Here is a 16147-nt window from a genome sequence, read left to right on the forward strand (position 1 = left end):
TAGCTTCAGCTTCCCAAGGCTTGATAACAGTTAAACCATCTGGCTTATTCAATTTGGCTGCAAACTTGGCAGTAGTTTTGTCACCACTCACACCAACACTACACGTCAGGCCAGAAGCATCGCTCACGGTTTTTTTTACTAGTCTCGCGATGGTTTCCGGATTTCCTAAAAGGCTCTGACAATGGGTAACATCCAGAAAAGCTTCATCGACGGAATATATTTCAAGGTCGGGGGTTACTTTTTCTAGCGCTTGCATAATTTGAGTAGATTTTTCCACATATCGATGTGTCGGCTCGGAGCCTGGATAAGCTCGGGACAGAGTCCTCTCGCCTCTTTCAGACGCATGCCCGTCTTTACTCCATACGCCCGGGCTTCATATGAAGATGTGATAATCGTGCTACCTAATTTTCCATTCGTAATGGCCACAGGCCTGTTGCGCCAAAACGGATTATCTTGTTGCTCTATCTGGGCGAAGAAGCAGTTCATATCGACCAATATAATAACCCTGTCCCAGAATTCATCACTTACAGCAGGCATAATCACCTTCAATTAAATTTATGGCCAAAAGAGAAAATACAGAGAAGAGAAAATATAGAGAACCATTGTGATTGGATCAATAAGAATTTTGTAAAAGACTCTATGAAGCCATGTGAGATCAGCCAATAATTTTTGTAAGCTCGCAATAGCGGAAAAATAAGGAGACAAGGATGTTGATTTTAAAGAGACAGGTTGGCCAAAAACTTTATATTGGACAAGGAGTCATGATTGAAGTGTTAGGCGTATCTGGTTATGGGAAAAAAAGCCAGGTTCGAATAGGAATCACTGCCCCCAGAGAGGTGGCAGTGAATCGGGAAGAAATCTATTTAAGAATTCAGGAAAAACTCTCAGGGAATCAGTGAGCGCTTAACAGAAGCCCTGCATTCCATTTTCCTGCTCGCACGCGCTTCTGCACTTTCTTTTTGTATGTCTTGGGTGATAGTTCCTCTTTACGAGCGTGCCTTTTAGCATTGCAGTAATGACAAGCCGCGACAATATTGGATTGATTAGAAGCGCTCCGGCGTGAAATGCAGTGAGGTGCTCACCTGTACATTTGAACTGTTCAGCTTGTTTTAAAGTTAATTTATAACGCTGAGAAAAGATCTTTGGATCTGAGATCCACATGGGTAGATCACAGTAGTAGCAACGGCCATGTTGTTTTTTGAAAGCTTTAGTGCGAGGAGCACGGAGGGAAGGTCGGTTTTTTGCCATGAAGTTCTCCACAATTATTGGTTACCTCGCCCTGCTCAGCAGAAACTAAGGAACCAGTGGATCATCCAACTGGCAAAACGTGCTCGTTATTACGGAACACGATCGTAAATTAACAATCTATTTGAATTTTTACAATACTTTCGTGAACTAATGTAATTAATAAAAAAACCATTTCTGTAGCAACAAATTATCTTTCCACGGTCTCGTTATAAATAAATGGTAAGAGTCGTGCGATATTTAATGCATCATCAATTGCACGGTGATATTTGCCTTCAAATTCCAGGCCATGATATTCCAAGGCAACTTTAGGGCCTGCGTTACGAAAAGCTTTTTTACCTTTACTCCACCGCTTTTTTAAATTTTCATGAGGTAAATCAAGAAAGCTGGGACATACGCCATGTCTCTCATACTCTTTTAAAAGTTGATTCTTATCATAGTTTCCCCATGACACCCATTGTGATAATTCGTATTGTCCAAGCCATTCGTTTAGTGTTTTGGTGACATCTACATAATGTGGGGCATTATCAACATCTGACTGCTTGATAGACGTTAGCTTCGTACAGAATTCAGTTAAAACAGAATGTAACTTGGGACGTGCAAAAAAAGATCTTGAATCGATAACCGTTCCATTTATTTCACAGACGACACAACCAAATTCAATCACTTCCATATCATCTACCGTCTGCCGGCGATCGGTTCCATCCACCTTATCTTCCCAACAAGTTGCTTCCAGATCGACGACTAACATCATGTGGTTTACAGCCCTAATTTTTACTATTCCAAGCAGATAGTTTAAGCGAAAACATTTCAAGCATTATCCTAATTACAGTTACCTGCTTTTTTATATCCTGCATCATGTGCTTCGGTTTCGGAAACAAATTCGACAATATTTTTGGGGCTGACTTTGTCATATGATGGACAGCCATGGGGTAAATGAAAAACTTTACTGTTACGGTTGCCCCTAATTATCTTTTGGAGCACTGGTGCTTTATCGGCATTGATTTCAATTTTTCCTGTGCTTTTCTGTCCAATCTTCCAATTCTTTTCGCCAGTCACAAATGGATTTGAATGGCCCGTTATAAATGAAATACGGCGGTCCCTTTCCAATTCCCACGTTGAAACCGGATGAGCGTTATGCCAGGACATCAATAAGCGTTGTTGTTGCTGAGACATATTCATGCTGTATCGGTCATGCATGTAAAAATATACTCTTGCCAAGAACCCTTTAATTTCATCTCGGGGCTCAACCTCTCTTATTTTAAAATCAACTTTGAAGTCACAAGCTCCATGTCGTTTAGATGTCGCTGGTAAGACCCCATAGTTGAAGTTCTGTCTGTCTGAATTAAGCTCACCCACTGTTGGTGTGAGATTATGTAAATCAGCTTCCATCAAATTGAATACTGGATCGGTTTGCTTACAGTTCGAGCGACCACCTTTTTGCCAACATTGCCTTGCACGGCCAAAGTTTGAGGCAGGAACGATATGTTCCCATTCAATACGCTGCGCCCGATTACGCTGTCCTTCTGCTCTAACTTTATAACCACAAGATTTAAAGTCGACTCGACCACCCGACCGCCCTACCCATTTCCATTGGCAGGAACAATATGTCGAACCAGTATCATTTCGATCAAAATAAATCTGTTCTCTAGCAGTTACTTTTGCTTGCTCGAAAGTTGTTGGCAAGGCCCAGACCGAGCCGGAGACAATAATGATGATTAACAGAATAATATAGCGGTATATGTTTAACATGTAGTGGTCCACACCAGGTCATATAATTTTTGCCTGCTCAGTGATTTACGGTTATGCATATCCACTCCCTTATGACTACTCCATACATGAATATTTAAATAAAGGAAAAGGTCACTATCCCTTGAGTGCTTTTAATATCGATTGATATTTTTCTTCGATGAGTCGTTCTCTCTCGATAAACTCAGCGATTAATTCTGAAGTATCACGATTATCCTCTGGCTCGATGACATCCTTATTTTCGGGTTGAATATAATGTTTCAAGTTTAAATTAAAATCATTCTTAACGATTTCATCATGACTTGCAGAATAGCTTTTTTGGGCAATCGTTTCACGTGAGCTCATTACTTCACGTATAGCATCATGGTCTATCTGTTTGTTCCCAATACCGAATGCCTCAGCGTTGATGAAAAGCGTATCCGAATTAACACGATTTTTTCTTACAATGAGAATTGCCATGGGACTTGATGATTTTGAGGGATATTTCTTAGGTAAAAAAATCAACGTATCAATCAAATTGGCCTCAACAAGCTTTTGGCGAATAGCTTTATCAGACCCAGTACGATAGAAAACGGAAACCGGTGTAATGATGAACGCATTACCTCCTTCTTTTATGGAAGAGATAGCATGTTGAATATACAAAAATTCTGGACGGTTTTTTTGAGGGATCCCAAACTCAAACTGCTCAACATCAATATTATAAAGGTCCTTTTCAGGATTTAACTCAGTATTTAACGACATTAATACGAGATCAGCTTTAGATGCTTTTGTGGATTTAGTTAATACAATAGGAGCAATTGAAGAACGTTTAGGGCTTCCCTCCTGCAGTATTAACATGATTATCAAGAGGATATGGTAGTTTTTACCTTCCTGCAGTTCTATCGTGTTATGAGTATTGCCTTGCCGACGCTTATCTATGTTTTTGAGCAATCCATAAATGATTTTCCCTGCGTTATTAATGAGAGCAGTTATTGTTCCATTTATTTCAATACCGATAATATTAAACAACAATTCATTGGCTGAATATTCAAAATAAGCGTCTGTATCTTTCTGATAGAACGATTGAAAGATGACATCCAGCATCTGCAGCATTGATAACCCCTCTTTCTCCATGCTTACGAAAAGATCATGAACTGCTAAAAAAATATCAGACAAGTCTTCTGTATCGTTAAAAGCAGAAAACAACTCATCTATTTTCGGCTTAAGTAATTCAAGCTCGGGTATTTCATCAGAGCAAACATTGGTCATAAACTCTAAAAGAGTTCGCTGGGAAGTTGCATTCTGATTGCTATATATCTCTTTAAGGCTTTCCAATTCAAACAGTTTAGATTGATGCGTAATTCTTTGATGAATGAAAAGTGGTAGAGCTATATATAAAACCGTCAGAACAGCTTCATCAATATCAAGGTGCTTAAGAGAAACCTGCTTAAGGGTCTCAGCGGATTGTTCACTATTTAAACCTGGAATAATGGTCATTCTTCACCCATCGCTTGTTCGTTCAGATTAGTCAATTTATTTATACGTTGTTTGTGAATGTCTTCAAGTGCTTTTGTTTGTGTTTGCATATCTTCACTCAAGCTAACAATTTGTTCCTGAATAGATAGTGCTGGCAATTTAAGACTTATATTCTGGAGCGAGCTTTTTTTTATCAGCTTTGAATATTTCCCCTCTGAAACCTGATCAAAGTATTGCTGCATTGGAGCTTGGTTAAGCAGCCAAACAATATATGCAGGTAAAACCTGTGTTGATTTAACTTTTAAATGAAAAAAATGCGGCGTGCAGACTGCTTGTTCTTCAAGTCCTTTAACCAAGACAGCAAAAGTCTGACTGCCTTTTGCTATAAATAAAATGTCTTCGTTCTCTACCCATTCACTGGGTGCTCTATAGGGTAACTCTGTCAAAGTTAAGTCTTTAACATTTAGTCCTTCGCGCAAATCAACATCTTTTAATTGGATGACTGGAACGCCTTTGTGAACTGGTTCAACTTTCTTGCGAAAAGGATAGCCAGCCGAAATATCCAATACATCTTTAAGCAATATATTCAATTTAATCAATGCCTTAAATTTATTTTCAAATGGTTTAAATAATCGCGATTTGAGCCAATTATATCAGTGCAGCGTTTTTTTGTGCTGCATTTCCTCCTTGACTCGCCACTAAATTCCAGCAAACTGCTCACGACAAAGAGAGCTACAGCGTTTTACTTGCTGTTATTATTGGGAGCTTAATATGTATACGTTACAAAATAAAATTACGCTGGCTATGGAAGTAAAACCTCGGTTAGGAGTTTTGCAGGGAAGCAGCGTTTTCACAAAAGGGAGGCATGGTAGAAAAATTATTTGTTTCCCCAGCGTTAAAAATGGAAAAACACTTTTGCCCTGTAAATGTGGGCATAAGGCTGCACATGCTTTATGCACGGGATTGAATACCGCTGAACTCAAGGAGGAAATTTGATGAGTTTTCTTAAATCACAGATCAAAGAATTATTATCAAATCAGAGAGCTAAATTAGGTGTCATTCAAGGAGTACGTCCCTTCAAAAAAGGTGCAACAGGAAAATGTATATCATTTTTTTGGAGTATCAAGAATGGCAAACACCTAATGCCTTGTGAAAGCAGGCTTGAAGCGGCTCATGCCCTGATGATGGAGTTCGAGAATGATATTAAGTCCTATTTTCTACAACCATTAACAATAAAGTTTAAGGATGGGGGTAGATACACACCAGACGCAATGGTAATTCATACCGATGGACGAATAACCTTTCGTGAGGTTAAGCCAGCCGCTCATCTTGATAGCGAAAATGTAATGGATCTTATGGACCGAGCATATACCTTTTTCAATCATGAGGGCTTTCAGCATGAAATTCGAACGGATGAAAATATCAGTTTAGAGCACACACATTTAGATCGGGAGTTTGTTTACGCAAACTTAAAGCTTCCTGTGACGGCATGGGAGATGAATGAAGCCCGAGTACTATTTCAGCGGGGTTTTAAAGCATCAATATTTGATTGTTACTCACTTTTAAAAAGCAAAAATTTACCCTTTCAATTGGTTGAACATTTGCTCTTCGAATGTTGGTTTACATACGATGAACGTTACAAGTTGAACACCGAATCGCTGCTGGAGGTCAAGTAATGCTAATGACTCATACTTTTAATGTTGGCGATCGATTTGTTCTGAAAGGTGCCGAATTTGAAATTGCCAGTGCGAATTTAAGCGTTATACGAGTTGTTCGTTGCCGTGGTGGACAGATGTTCGTAAAAACACCTGAGGAAATGGAAGAATACATTGAACAGAATAATATCAAAATCGTTTCTGCTAAAGCCGAAGAATTTCGCTTCGGTGTAGGCGAGTTGCCTGAGTCTCATAAAAAGACGCTTACCAAAAGACTCGCTTATGTCGAAACGGTTTTAAGTAATCACTACACATACAGTTCGCGGGCTACTAATGGTCCACAAAAAGTCATTCAAGAAGTAGCAAAAACACTTGGGGAAAAACCGCCGGCTCATTCTACCGTTTGCAGATGGATTAAAGCTTTTATAGAGAGCCAACGAGATATTATGTCTTTATGTCCTCCCATCAAGCGTAAACCAAAAATGTCTATGTTTGAAGACTGGCTTGAAAAAGAAATTAGTGAATTATGTGATGAGCACTATCTTAGTGATACTAGAGACACTGTAATTGATATTGCACATCATATTCAAGGCAAACTAGACGAAATTATTATAGAAAAAGGTCTTCATGGCAAAGTAAAAATCCCATCTATACGAACACTTCAAAGACGTATTACAGAAACTGATCCGATGTTTCTACTGATGCAGGAGTTAGGACCTAACGCAGCCAAGAAAAAGCTAATTGCAGCGGGTAAGTCTTTCAATGTACTTCGGGTATTCGAAAATGTAGAAGCTGATGGTAACCGCATGGATATTATTGTGATTGATGAAGAGACAGGAGAAGTTATCGGAAGGCCTCTTCTTACAGTTTTGATTGATAGATGCTCGCGACATATTTTGTCTTATGAGTTGAGCTTTTTTGATTTTTCTGCTAACACCCTCTTAAGCGCCCTGAAGAAAGCTTACAACAAAGAGAATGATTTACCTGGTGGGTTAATTGAAAAACTGATTGTCGATAACGGCTCTGATTATATTTCTGCGTCTGTTAAAAATTTACTGAACGAAACAGGCACTACAATTGAATATGCACCACCTTACAGTCCAAATTTCAAACCATTTGTTGAGCGATTTTTTAGAACGATCAATACGGATTTATTTCACCGACTGCCAGGAACGACTTTCTCAAATCCTAAGTCACGCGGTGGCTATGACTCTGAAGCAAATGCAATAGTAACGCTCGGTCAATTGAAGAGTGCTATTGATGAATTTCTAGACGTCTATCATAACCGCTGGCATCGTGGCCTAGAAGATACTCCAAGCAATGTTATGAGACGCATGCTTAATCGACGTCAGGTCGGTCAGATACCATCAGAACAATTGAATAACTATGCCAGAATCACTAAACAATGCTCAGTTAACAAGGGTCGGGTTACTGCATTTAATACACAGTGGTACTCACATGCTCTAAAAACAATCGAAGAAAAGATCAAAATGAAAGGTAATAAAATGAAAGTTGATGTTTTTATAGATGTTTTAGATCTTGGAACGGTGCTTGTAAAAAATCCTTTTGATGATGGATATATAACTGCAGTAACTATCAGACCAGATCTCTTCAATAACCTGAGCCTATATGAATATGAACTCTTACGGTCAAAGAATGAATCAGAAGGTCAATTAATGGACTCTCTGACTGAAGCAGAGGCGAGAAAAAGACTTTGGGATCTTACGAGAAGCTTTGCTAATTCTGATAAAAAGAAAAAACGAAGAAATGCCAGTAAGGTTAGCGAAATTAATAAAAGGAAAGCTGAAAGTTTTGAAGTCGGTAAACATCTTCTTGAAGACAATAATTTTGATCCCATGCTTACTCATGATGTTGCGTTCAATGATGAACCATTCATGGGTGAACCCAATGAGAGGACAAACATGGCTGTATTAGACTTGGGCGAGGATTGATGACAATGAATCAATCACTCAAGCTTGCCGAGGCACAGAAAATTCATGAAATCGTAATTATGCATGACGAATTACGTCAGATTTATGAGGTTCTTAAAGAGACGATTAATATTACAGAAATACTTCTTGGGGAGGGAAAGATAATTTCACCAGATAGCATTTGCTTGACCGGAAATGCTGGAACAGGCAAAACCACCTTGAGCAAAATACTTATGAAAGAATTTCCCAAGAAAGTGATTATTGATCAGGATCTTGAGATACAAACTCATCCTATTCTTTTCACAAGTATCCAAGGAAAGTCTGTAAATGGACTTGCAAAGGTTATGCTAGCCCAACTAGGTGACCATTCAGCCAAAAACATCAATGAAAAGACTGGCCTCACAGAACGTCTTAAACGTCAATTAAAGTCTGCCCGTACAAACCTCATAATTTTTGATGAATTTCATGAGTTATTAACTGACAAGAACCGTAAAGAGGTGCTGGGTTGGGTCAAGGCATTAATCAATGCTACCGGGATACCAATTTTATTAATGGGAACGCCAGGGGTTGAATCATTAATTGAAACTAACGATGAAGATGTTAGACGTATTCTAAAGCTCTACATTGGTAAACTTGATTATGCCTATGACCAGCCATCGAATCAGTTTTATAACTATGTAACTAGCTTGGTGGATGTTTACAAAAAGAAACTTGGATTCAAATCATTCTATGGTTTTGAAAAAAATAGTGATTTTTTAAGAATTTTCCTGGCAACTAATGGTTACCCCAGCAATATAGCAGAATTATTTAAAAATGCTGCTAAGGCTGCCATACGTGAAGGTAGTATTGAAGTAACCATTAACCATCTAGCAACGGGGTTTAATTTTTCTAAAAATATTGATTTATTGATTGGTAACCATAATCCATTCAAGATGAAGATTGAAGATGCTTACCAGTTACATAGATCCCCTATCACATCGGTAAGCAAGTAAGTTGAGACATAAATTATTGGCAACGCTATCCCTCTAGCTGATGAATCAGCCGGCAGTATCCTGCTGAGGGCGTCATTTCATAATGGTTATCAAAGTCCACGTAAATTACTTCATAGTCTGGCAAAGTTGGTAGATAGCCATCATTCAAAAAAAACTGAATCAGTAATCCGTAGTGAAAAAGAGATAATAAAAGCATGCACACTTCTTGGTATTAATATTCCAGAAGAACACGCTGCTCTTCCTAAGCAAATAAAAAACGCTTCTGATCATTACCTTTTTTGTGGTGTTTCAGTTCACAGATTCTCAATTCGAAAAACATCCCACTATTGTCCGGAGTGCCTTGAGGAAAAAGGGTATTTTTTGAGAGTGTGGGATCACGTTTTAGTCAAAGCTTGTACCAAGCATGAAATCAAGTTAGTGGAGACATGTCATGTTTGTCAGAGTGCTATTTTCTGGGACCGTAAGCATCTTTTTAAATGTGATTGTGGTGCATCTTTAGTAACCGTACCAATACAAACTATGGTATGCGAGAGCACAACTATTCTGACGAAAATTTTTGAAACAGGCAATGAGCAAGCTTATATTGATTATTTGGAGTTGCGTCAGGTACTAACTCAATACATAACTGAAGATGATTTAGAGCATCTAGCAAAGTTGCTTGAATTGGGGCTTCAATCACCATCTAAGCTTGGTAAAGCCTTAGCTGATGAAATTATTAAAAATAAGGAGATAAACTTTCATCCACGTTTAACCTTTGTCGATTTCAAAAATTCTGAGAACCTCAATGTCAGAAAAGCAGCTGAAATTGCAAAGGAAATCATCACAAAGCATCAAAGCTTTGATGCGTTAGCGCATGATTACGATTTAGATGATCTATTAGATTATGACGCTGCTGCTGCAGCATTTGGTATCAGTAGGAATCAAGTGAAAAACTTGAGACAAAATAGTTTGCTTGAGGGTATTAAACCTAAGCCGAATACCGAATTTCGAATTAGCAAACGGTCCATTCATAGTTTGCTTATGGAACTAGGTAACCTTGAAATTTATAAATCTAGAAATTCAGTCAGTATTGCTGAACTAGTTAAGGATTCACGTCATCGCTTTACACTAACGCAGGTGATAGAGAAGGTGTTAGCCGGTGAGATAAAGTTGAGCGAATTCGATTGGTATAAACCTTTGCTTTCAGCACGTATTATCCCTCCGCCCCTACCGACCAAAATGCGAACCAATGAAGAAGTACTCGTAAGTATCGAAGACTTCTCTCTTTTCACAGGCTTTCATCCAAATGTCATTAGAGGTCTAATTAAAGCCAATAGCAATATTGAGCATTTTAATGCTGGATTAACTGAAGGAACTCGTAAATATCTAATACCAGAAAATGCTCGTAAGCTCTTCTGGATTCTCAAAGGGACTGTTCAGAAAAAGAGTAATTTGGGTAGGATTAATCAGCTTTCAATTGATGACATACCGACTGTTACAGTTAATGTTTCCTACCCTTTGGATAGCAAACCTGAGCGTTATGCAGCATAACGAATATCACGTAAATGAAGATGTATTTTTGACCAAAAAAATTATGTTGCCCTACTAAATAATTTTTTGAAAAAACTTATTTCATTAATAATAAATATTTTTATTATTAATTATAATACACATTAACCTTATATATTAATCAATTAATCAATTAATCAATTAAACGTTAAAACTAAAATCGATATATTATCTTTATAACAGATAATATATCTTTGTTGACTCCTTCATCCCCCCCCCCTCCAATATTGCAAAAAGAATTATCTTCATCAATAATTCAATTGAAATTATCTACAGCGATAGATCCTCTTATATGGTACTTCTATAATTAATATGATAATTTAACCATATACAAACGTCACAGACACTTACGCTTAAATTTTGATAAAAAAGGAAAAGCCTTAGACCCTTCATGAAATGGTCACTATAAATATCACTTTATTTGGCAATTCTGGAACAAAATCTCACTTTAAATGACAATTTGTCGTAGTAGATCTGGAAAATAATTTTTATGTTATTGTATTTATAAGACTCGTGTATTATCCCAATTGGTAAACAACGAAAATCAGTACAGATAGATATTCCGATAATCTGTGTTATGACAAAAGGTTGTTTTCTAAGATGGTTCAGAATTTAAAATCTGAGTGTTTTAACCATACAAACCCCACAACATTTTAAATTCTGAAATTGTTACTCATTGGGTTAATCTAAAACACAGATGACCTTGAGTTTTTAATTAGGCTTTGCTTTTTAATTTTTTATATATCTCAGCAAATGTCTTTTCAAATTACAGTAATGACAAATAGCGAAATATTCGATTGCTTAGTGGCGTCAATGATTCTGGCTATTTCGTAAAATTAAGACGAGCAACTGTAATGCGATAGCCCGCCGACCTCAAAAAACTCGAGTGGCTTCAGCCTGTAATATTTCTCCTCAACCTCTTTTGATTGCTCTTCGTATGGCTTGGTCATGATTTCTTGCAGTTCTCGAAGTAGAGAGTAGTCCCCCTCTTTCGCTTGCTGATAAGCCGGTGCCACGAACCATTCCCGCAAACTGTATTTCGGGTTCACCAGTTTCATCTTTCTAGAGAGTTCATCAAGAGTATCGGTGGTGTTGACCGTAATGATCGTTTTCCATTTATTGAGCCATTCTGACCAGCGATTATTCATCCGTTCGGGGTCTTGATTATAGTTTCGGTTCTGGTAAAAGCTTTTTTTGAGTGGCTCAATATCGTCCGGCACTGATGATAGTTCGCGAAAGAAAATGGTGTAATCAACCGATGTTTGCATCATCAGCGATACCAGCTCGTTAAATAGCTCTGCGTTAAAAGTATCTAGCCCAAGTTTGGCTGCCCACATTTTCTCCATTTGCAGCTGCATTACGGATGCAAAGCTGTTTTGAATTTCGTCGAGCTGTTGCAGACAGTCCTGATCTGAAGTCAGCAACGGACGTAATGCTGTACAAAACATTTGAAAGTTTTTTTCCGCTGCAACTGGTTGATTCAAAAATGCGAAATGTTGACCTCCCCCCGTCCATGACTGGTAGTAAGGATCAAATAGTTCGCAGAATCCAAATGGGCCATAGTCGAGAGTGAATCCACCTGCAGCACAATTGTCGCTGTTGAAATTCCCCTGGCAATAGCCGACACGGATCCAATCGGCAACTAGTGATGTCAGTCGGCTGCGGAACTCGCGGGCAAGCATCAATACTTTTTCTGGAGTGCTCGGGCTTTGGTCAATGACGTCTCCATACTCACGATCAATAAGGTGAAAGACTATCTGCTCCAGCTCTTCCATTACTTGTGGATGATCGTTATTACGGGCACGACGACCGAAAAGCTCGATTTGTCCAACCCGAATGAAAGACGGTGCGACCCGCGTTGAGATGGCTGCTGGCTCAAATATAACCATATCTGGATCCTTTGAGCGTGAGCCTTCTGAGTACCACGGACGCTTTACTTTCTCGGTTTTCGACACATACAGACTCAGAGACCGTGATGTTGGAAGCCCGAGCGCGTGCATATGCTCCTGTGCCAGAAACTCTCGAACACTTGATCGCAAAACAGCACGTCCATCTGCGCCGCGGCAATATGGTGTTCGGCCTCCACCTTTTAGCTGCATTTCCCAGCGATGACCATTAATCACGGTCTCTAGCACCGAAATAGCCCGACCGTCGCCGTATCCGTTGCCAGTCTGAAACGGACATTGCTGTTTGTATTCAGTGCCATAGATAGAGAGTGCATAGCCAGTCGCCCACCCAAGCTTACGCATCGGTTCCGGAACATTTTTCAGGTCGCCGGAGAACACGCGGATGAAATCGGCTGACTGAGCCATGCTATCGGCGAAGCCCAGTTCGCGAAACAGGTTTTTACTGTGCGTGACGTACTCGGGATTTTCGAGTGGCGTAGGATTGACCGGGACATAGTGGCCTGAGAAGACTTGTCGTGGATAGTGATCGACTCCGTTGGATGTCGCGTCAGGATCAGCATTGAGCGTGTCCATAAACGAGTAGCTTGCCAACCTTGCAAGATTGTCGAGATTGGAGATGGTTTCCATAGATTCTGTTTGCTGGGGTGGTCGGTTAATCATAGGTTTCCAGATGAGGCGGGAATAAAAATGTGGCTTCCCTGAAGCGTGTTCAATTGCAATGGATGTTTGCTCGATTACGGCGCAAGAAATATGAGTATAACTTAGGCTCACTGTTTCAGTTCCACTTGGAAGGATTCAGATCTCTGACAGCCGCCTTATATATTGATACTTAACTTTCCTTGCCGATCCAAACAATAGAAATTTTCCAGTCTGGTAATCAATTATCAAACACCGTCAGAGTGCAATGTTTTTGCAAATCATTGCTATCTAATAGTTAGATGACTGTTTTATGGATTGTCTTACAAACTTGATCCCAAATGTTACCGTAGTAAGTATCAACAAAACAAAATGAGTTGAAATTACCTATGATCCCCCTATCTATTCTGGAACTTGGCCGTGTACGCCAAGGCTTTGATCGCCGAACTGCTCTCAATGATGCCCGGACATATGCGCAGCAGGCTGAACGTCTGGGATACAAACGCATATGGGTAGCGGAGCATCATAATATGCCTGGTGTTACAACTGCAGCTACCTCAGTCGTCATTGGCCATATCGCTGCGGGGACTAGCAGCATTCGCGTTGGTGCCGGTGGCATCATGCTGCCAAACCACGCGCCCTATGTGATTGCTGAACAGTTCGGGACATTGGAAGCATTGTTCCCCGGCCGTATCGATCTTGGGTTGGGCCGCGCTCCAGGGACCGACCAAATGACCTTACGTGCCTTGCGTCGAGATCCAGCCAACGCTGACAATTTCCCGCAGGATGTGCAGGAATTACAGGCTTTTCTTGCACCCAAGGGAGCCAACCAACGAATTGAGGCTGTCCCCGGTTCAGGGAGCAATGTGCCTATTTGGATATTGGGATCCAGCCTATTTGGTGCACAACTGGCAGCGAGCCTGGGTTTGCCTTATGGTTTCGCCTCTCATTTTGCTCCGCAAGCACTCCATCAGGCGCTTAAGGTCTATCGGATGAATTTTAAACCTTCGGCACAGCTGGATAAGCCATACGCAATGGTCGGAGTCAATGTGATCGCGGCTGATACTGACGAGGAAGCTCGCTACCTTGCAACATCACAGCAGATGTCCTTTACTGACCTCTTTCGCGGTACTCGTGGCTTGATGCAGCCGCCAATTGAGGATATAGAAACCTACTGGTCGCCGCAGGAAAAGGCCCAAGCAGGACAGATGCTGGATTGCAGTGTCATTGGTAGCCATGAGACTGTTCAAAGCGGTTTACAAAAACTTATTGATAAAACGGAAGCTGACGAACTAATGATCGTCTCAGACATCTTTGATACCGCAAAGCGTCAACGTTCTATCGAAATTACAGCGCAGGCAATGGTTTGAAAGCCTAATACTCGTTCACTTTTCCTAATGGTCCAAAATTTAAAATCTGAGCGTTTTTACCACACAAACCCCACAAGAATTTAAATTCTGAATTTATGATTCACAGCGAAATTCTGTTTCAAACAAGTTCAGCCCGTTAATTTAAAATCTACTGGTACAACGACGGTAAATGATTTATTCGACAGGTTTCCCCGGACTGGCATTTCTTTAACGGCATTTTCCAGCATTTCTCTGGCGGCCTTGTCCAATACTGTATGGCCACTGCCCTGTCCCAATACATTAATTTCGACCATTTCGCCTTTTTCAAAACGCACACTGACCATAACAATACCTTCCAGATGTCGACGAATGGCTTGTTGGGGATACTGTTTATTTTTCGAAACCATCGCATAGAGCAATTGACCATAACCTTTCCAGGCTTCATTACGATCGACTTCATCTGCACCGCCCTTGGTGGCCTCATTCGGGTTATCGCCAGTCGCATTGGCTGCTGTACTGGTTGATGAGGCATTGTTTGAATTTACAGTGGATGACGGCAATGGTGATATTTCTGTTGCAGCCTCGTTTATCGAATCCTTCGTTAATGTTGTAACAGGTTCAACAACCTCAGCCACTATCGTTTCAGCTACAGGTTCTTCTTGTTTTGGTTTCTCAACAACTTTCGGTTTTTCCGGTTTGGGCTCAACCTTTGGTTTCGGTTTTTCGACTTTTTTGGGTTCAGGTTTTACCGGCTCGGGCTTAGGTGGTGGCTCTATCGGTTTTACTTCTTCAATAATCTTTTCTTCGGGTATCGGCTCCAGCACAAGCAATTCTTCAGGTTCTGGCGGCGTATCATCTTTGGCGATAAGGATCTGTTTATCAATGATCGGGGGTTTGATCAGCTCAACAGGTTCAATAATCGGTTCAGGTTCGATGATTTCAGGCTCATCGATAACCGGTTCGACTTTCTCTTGTAACTGCGTCACTTGCACGGCAATTCGCATAGGCGCTGCCGGAGGTGAATATTCCATGACCGGTAAAAATAATATGATTAAACCAATATGAATTAATAATGCCAGTAAAAACCCAGGCATCATTCGCTCAGAGCCAACGGCTTGGGCTGATGAAAAATCTGGAACCAGAGTGGTCATATCAGTTGTTCACAAAGCTATTCAGCCAATCAACCATGGTTAATTAATCATCTCTGGTTGCATCACAAAAGTGAATTTTGTAATGCCAGCCCGTTGGATGGCTGCCATGACTTTGGCCACGTTGCCATATTCGGCTTTTTCATCGGCAAAAATCTCAACCGTGCTGTCTGCATTCTCTGCTATCTGCATTAATCTCTGGTCCAGATCCTCCTGAGAAACCGCCTCATCGGTAAAATAGACCGTACCATCATCAGTCACACTAATACCTATGGTATTTGGCTGAGTCAGTGAGAGATCAGAAGTGGCTTTGGGAAGATTAACCGGTACGGCATTGGTTAATAACGGCGCGGTGACGATAAAGATAGTCAGCAATACCAACATAACGTCGACCAAAGGCGTCACGTTGATTTCACTCATCATATTGTCATCACTACCCATATTCATTGCCATAGCAGGTTTCCTTACAAAGTTAAGACTGGCGTTGTAACGCAGTCCAGTTTTGATTATTAATTAATACTGCTGTCTGAAT

Annotated in this window: 14 protein-coding genes and 1 pseudogene; 7 read left to right on the top strand and 8 right to left on the bottom strand. The window is 40.3% G+C overall.

Features of this window, described 5'->3' with window-relative positions; all coding sequences use genetic code 11:
- A pseudogene (locus tag E8Q33_RS16750) lies at nucleotides 1-537 on the bottom strand (DNA polymerase IV); the annotation flags it as partial.
- Between the two features lie 170 nt (nucleotides 538-707).
- On the opposite strand from E8Q33_RS16750, the gene E8Q33_RS08690 reads away from it, so the two are divergent.
- On the top strand, nucleotides 708-899 hold the full coding sequence (locus E8Q33_RS08690; protein WP_136553363.1) for a carbon storage regulator: 192 nt from the start codon (nucleotides 708-710) through the stop codon (nucleotides 897-899).
- A 536-nt stretch (nucleotides 900-1435) separates the two neighbouring features.
- On the opposite strand, the gene E8Q33_RS08700 is transcribed toward E8Q33_RS08690, so the two are convergent.
- The 4 genes from E8Q33_RS08700 to E8Q33_RS08715 all read right to left on the bottom strand — a co-directional run bounded on the left by E8Q33_RS08700 (nucleotide 1436) and on the right by E8Q33_RS08715 (nucleotide 5039).
- Nucleotides 1436-1999, bottom strand: coding sequence for a 3'-5' exonuclease (locus E8Q33_RS08700; protein ID WP_136554175.1), 564 nt, complete (start codon nucleotides 1997-1999; stop codon nucleotides 1436-1438).
- 68 nt (nucleotides 2000-2067) lie between these two features.
- Complete coding sequence (locus E8Q33_RS08705; protein WP_211116131.1) at nucleotides 2068-2931, bottom strand: endonuclease; 864 nt, start codon at nucleotides 2929-2931, stop codon at nucleotides 2068-2070.
- Between the two features lie 180 nt (nucleotides 2932-3111).
- Nucleotides 3112-4470, bottom strand: a complete 1359-nt coding sequence (locus E8Q33_RS08710; RefSeq protein ID WP_136554179.1) for an N-6 DNA methylase — start codon at nucleotides 4468-4470, stop codon at nucleotides 3112-3114.
- Nucleotides 4467-5039, bottom strand: coding sequence for a restriction endonuclease subunit S (locus tag E8Q33_RS08715; protein ID WP_168800179.1), 573 nt, complete (start codon nucleotides 5037-5039; stop codon nucleotides 4467-4469). The genes E8Q33_RS08710 and E8Q33_RS08715 overlap by 4 nt, the downstream gene beginning before the upstream one ends.
- A gap of 181 nt (nucleotides 5040-5220) precedes the next feature.
- On the opposite strand from E8Q33_RS08715, the gene E8Q33_RS08720 reads away from it, so the two are divergent.
- Genes E8Q33_RS08720 through E8Q33_RS08740 form a run of 5 tightly spaced genes read left to right on the top strand, consistent with a single transcriptional unit; the run spans nucleotide 5221 to nucleotide 10557 of the window.
- On the top strand, nucleotides 5221-5445 hold the full coding sequence (locus E8Q33_RS08720) for a hypothetical protein (RefSeq protein ID WP_136554183.1): 225 nt from the start codon (nucleotides 5221-5223) through the stop codon (nucleotides 5443-5445).
- Nucleotides 5445-6125, top strand: coding sequence for a TnsA endonuclease N-terminal domain-containing protein (locus E8Q33_RS08725; protein WP_136554184.1), 681 nt, complete (start codon nucleotides 5445-5447; stop codon nucleotides 6123-6125). Before E8Q33_RS08720 ends, E8Q33_RS08725 begins: the two co-directional genes overlap by 1 nt.
- Entirely contained in the window at nucleotides 6125-8056 is a 1932-nt protein-coding gene (locus tag E8Q33_RS08730; RefSeq protein ID WP_136554186.1) for a DDE-type integrase/transposase/recombinase, read from the top strand. Before E8Q33_RS08725 ends, E8Q33_RS08730 begins: the two co-directional genes overlap by 1 nt.
- A gap of 5 nt (nucleotides 8057-8061) precedes the next feature.
- Nucleotides 8062-9027, top strand: a complete 966-nt coding sequence (locus tag E8Q33_RS08735; RefSeq protein ID WP_168800180.1) for an ATP-binding protein — start codon at nucleotides 8062-8064, stop codon at nucleotides 9025-9027.
- A gap of 27 nt (nucleotides 9028-9054) precedes the next feature.
- On the top strand, nucleotides 9055-10557 hold the full coding sequence (locus E8Q33_RS08740; protein WP_256369451.1) for a TniQ family protein: 1503 nt from the start codon (nucleotides 9055-9057) through the stop codon (nucleotides 10555-10557).
- Nucleotides 10558-11411: 854 nt separating this feature from the next.
- On the opposite strand, the gene E8Q33_RS08745 is transcribed toward E8Q33_RS08740, so the two are convergent.
- Nucleotides 11412-13109 carry a YdiU family protein gene (locus E8Q33_RS08745; RefSeq protein WP_247869988.1) on the bottom strand — a complete coding sequence of 566 codons (1698 nt, stop codon included), beginning with the start codon at nucleotides 13107-13109 and terminating at the stop codon, nucleotides 11412-11414.
- Between the two features lie 386 nt (nucleotides 13110-13495).
- Between E8Q33_RS08745 and E8Q33_RS08750 the strand changes: the two genes are divergently transcribed.
- The gene (locus E8Q33_RS08750; protein ID WP_247869989.1) at nucleotides 13496-14488 is read left to right on the top strand and encodes an LLM class flavin-dependent oxidoreductase; all 993 of its coding nucleotides are present in this window, start codon (nucleotides 13496-13498) and stop codon (nucleotides 14486-14488) included.
- A 128-nt stretch (nucleotides 14489-14616) separates the two neighbouring features.
- On the opposite strand, the gene E8Q33_RS08755 is transcribed toward E8Q33_RS08750, so the two are convergent.
- Together E8Q33_RS08755 and E8Q33_RS08760 are read right to left on the bottom strand one after the other, a co-directional pair.
- Nucleotides 14617-15618 (bottom strand): TonB family protein, encoded by a 1002-nt coding sequence (locus tag E8Q33_RS08755; protein ID WP_136554194.1) that lies wholly within the window; start codon nucleotides 15616-15618, stop codon nucleotides 14617-14619.
- A 39-nt stretch (nucleotides 15619-15657) separates the two neighbouring features.
- Nucleotides 15658-16068 (bottom strand): biopolymer transporter ExbD, encoded by a 411-nt coding sequence (locus tag E8Q33_RS08760; protein ID WP_136554195.1) that lies wholly within the window; start codon nucleotides 16066-16068, stop codon nucleotides 15658-15660.
- Nucleotides 16069-16147: the final 79 nt, after the last annotated feature.

Origin of the sequence: Methylophaga sp. SB9B (assembly GCF_004832235.1) — a bacterium.
GTDB classification, from domain to species: Bacteria; Pseudomonadota; Gammaproteobacteria; order Nitrosococcales; family Methylophagaceae; genus Methylophaga; species Methylophaga muralis.

What these genes read in the sequence shown, in the direction of transcription:
- E8Q33_RS08730 (WP_136554186.1), top strand. Translation starts at nt 6,125, where the DNA reads ATGCTAATGACTCATACTTTTAATGTTGGCGATCGATTTGTTCTGAAA.
- E8Q33_RS08725 (WP_136554184.1), top strand. Translation starts at nt 5,445, where the DNA reads ATGAGTTTTCTTAAATCACAGATCAAAGAATTATTATCAAATCAGAGA.
- E8Q33_RS08720 (WP_136554183.1), top strand. Translation starts at nt 5,221, where the DNA reads ATGTATACGTTACAAAATAAAATTACGCTGGCTATGGAAGTAAAACCT.
- E8Q33_RS08760 (WP_136554195.1), bottom strand. Translation starts at nt 16,068, where the DNA reads ATGGCAATGAATATGGGTAGTGATGACAATATGATGAGTGAAATCAAC.
- E8Q33_RS08700 (WP_136554175.1), bottom strand. Translation starts at nt 1,999, where the DNA reads ATGATGTTAGTCGTCGATCTGGAAGCAACTTGTTGGGAAGATAAGGTG.
- E8Q33_RS08745 (WP_247869988.1), bottom strand. Translation starts at nt 13,109, where the DNA reads ATGGAAACCATCTCCAATCTCGACAATCTTGCAAGGTTGGCAAGCTAC.
- E8Q33_RS08690 (WP_136553363.1), top strand. Translation starts at nt 708, where the DNA reads ATGTTGATTTTAAAGAGACAGGTTGGCCAAAAACTTTATATTGGACAA.
- E8Q33_RS08735 (WP_168800180.1), top strand. Translation starts at nt 8,062, where the DNA reads ATGAATCAATCACTCAAGCTTGCCGAGGCACAGAAAATTCATGAAATC.
- E8Q33_RS08755 (WP_136554194.1), bottom strand. Translation starts at nt 15,618, where the DNA reads ATGACCACTCTGGTTCCAGATTTTTCATCAGCCCAAGCCGTTGGCTCT.
- E8Q33_RS08710 (WP_136554179.1), bottom strand. Translation starts at nt 4,470, where the DNA reads ATGACCATTATTCCAGGTTTAAATAGTGAACAATCCGCTGAGACCCTT.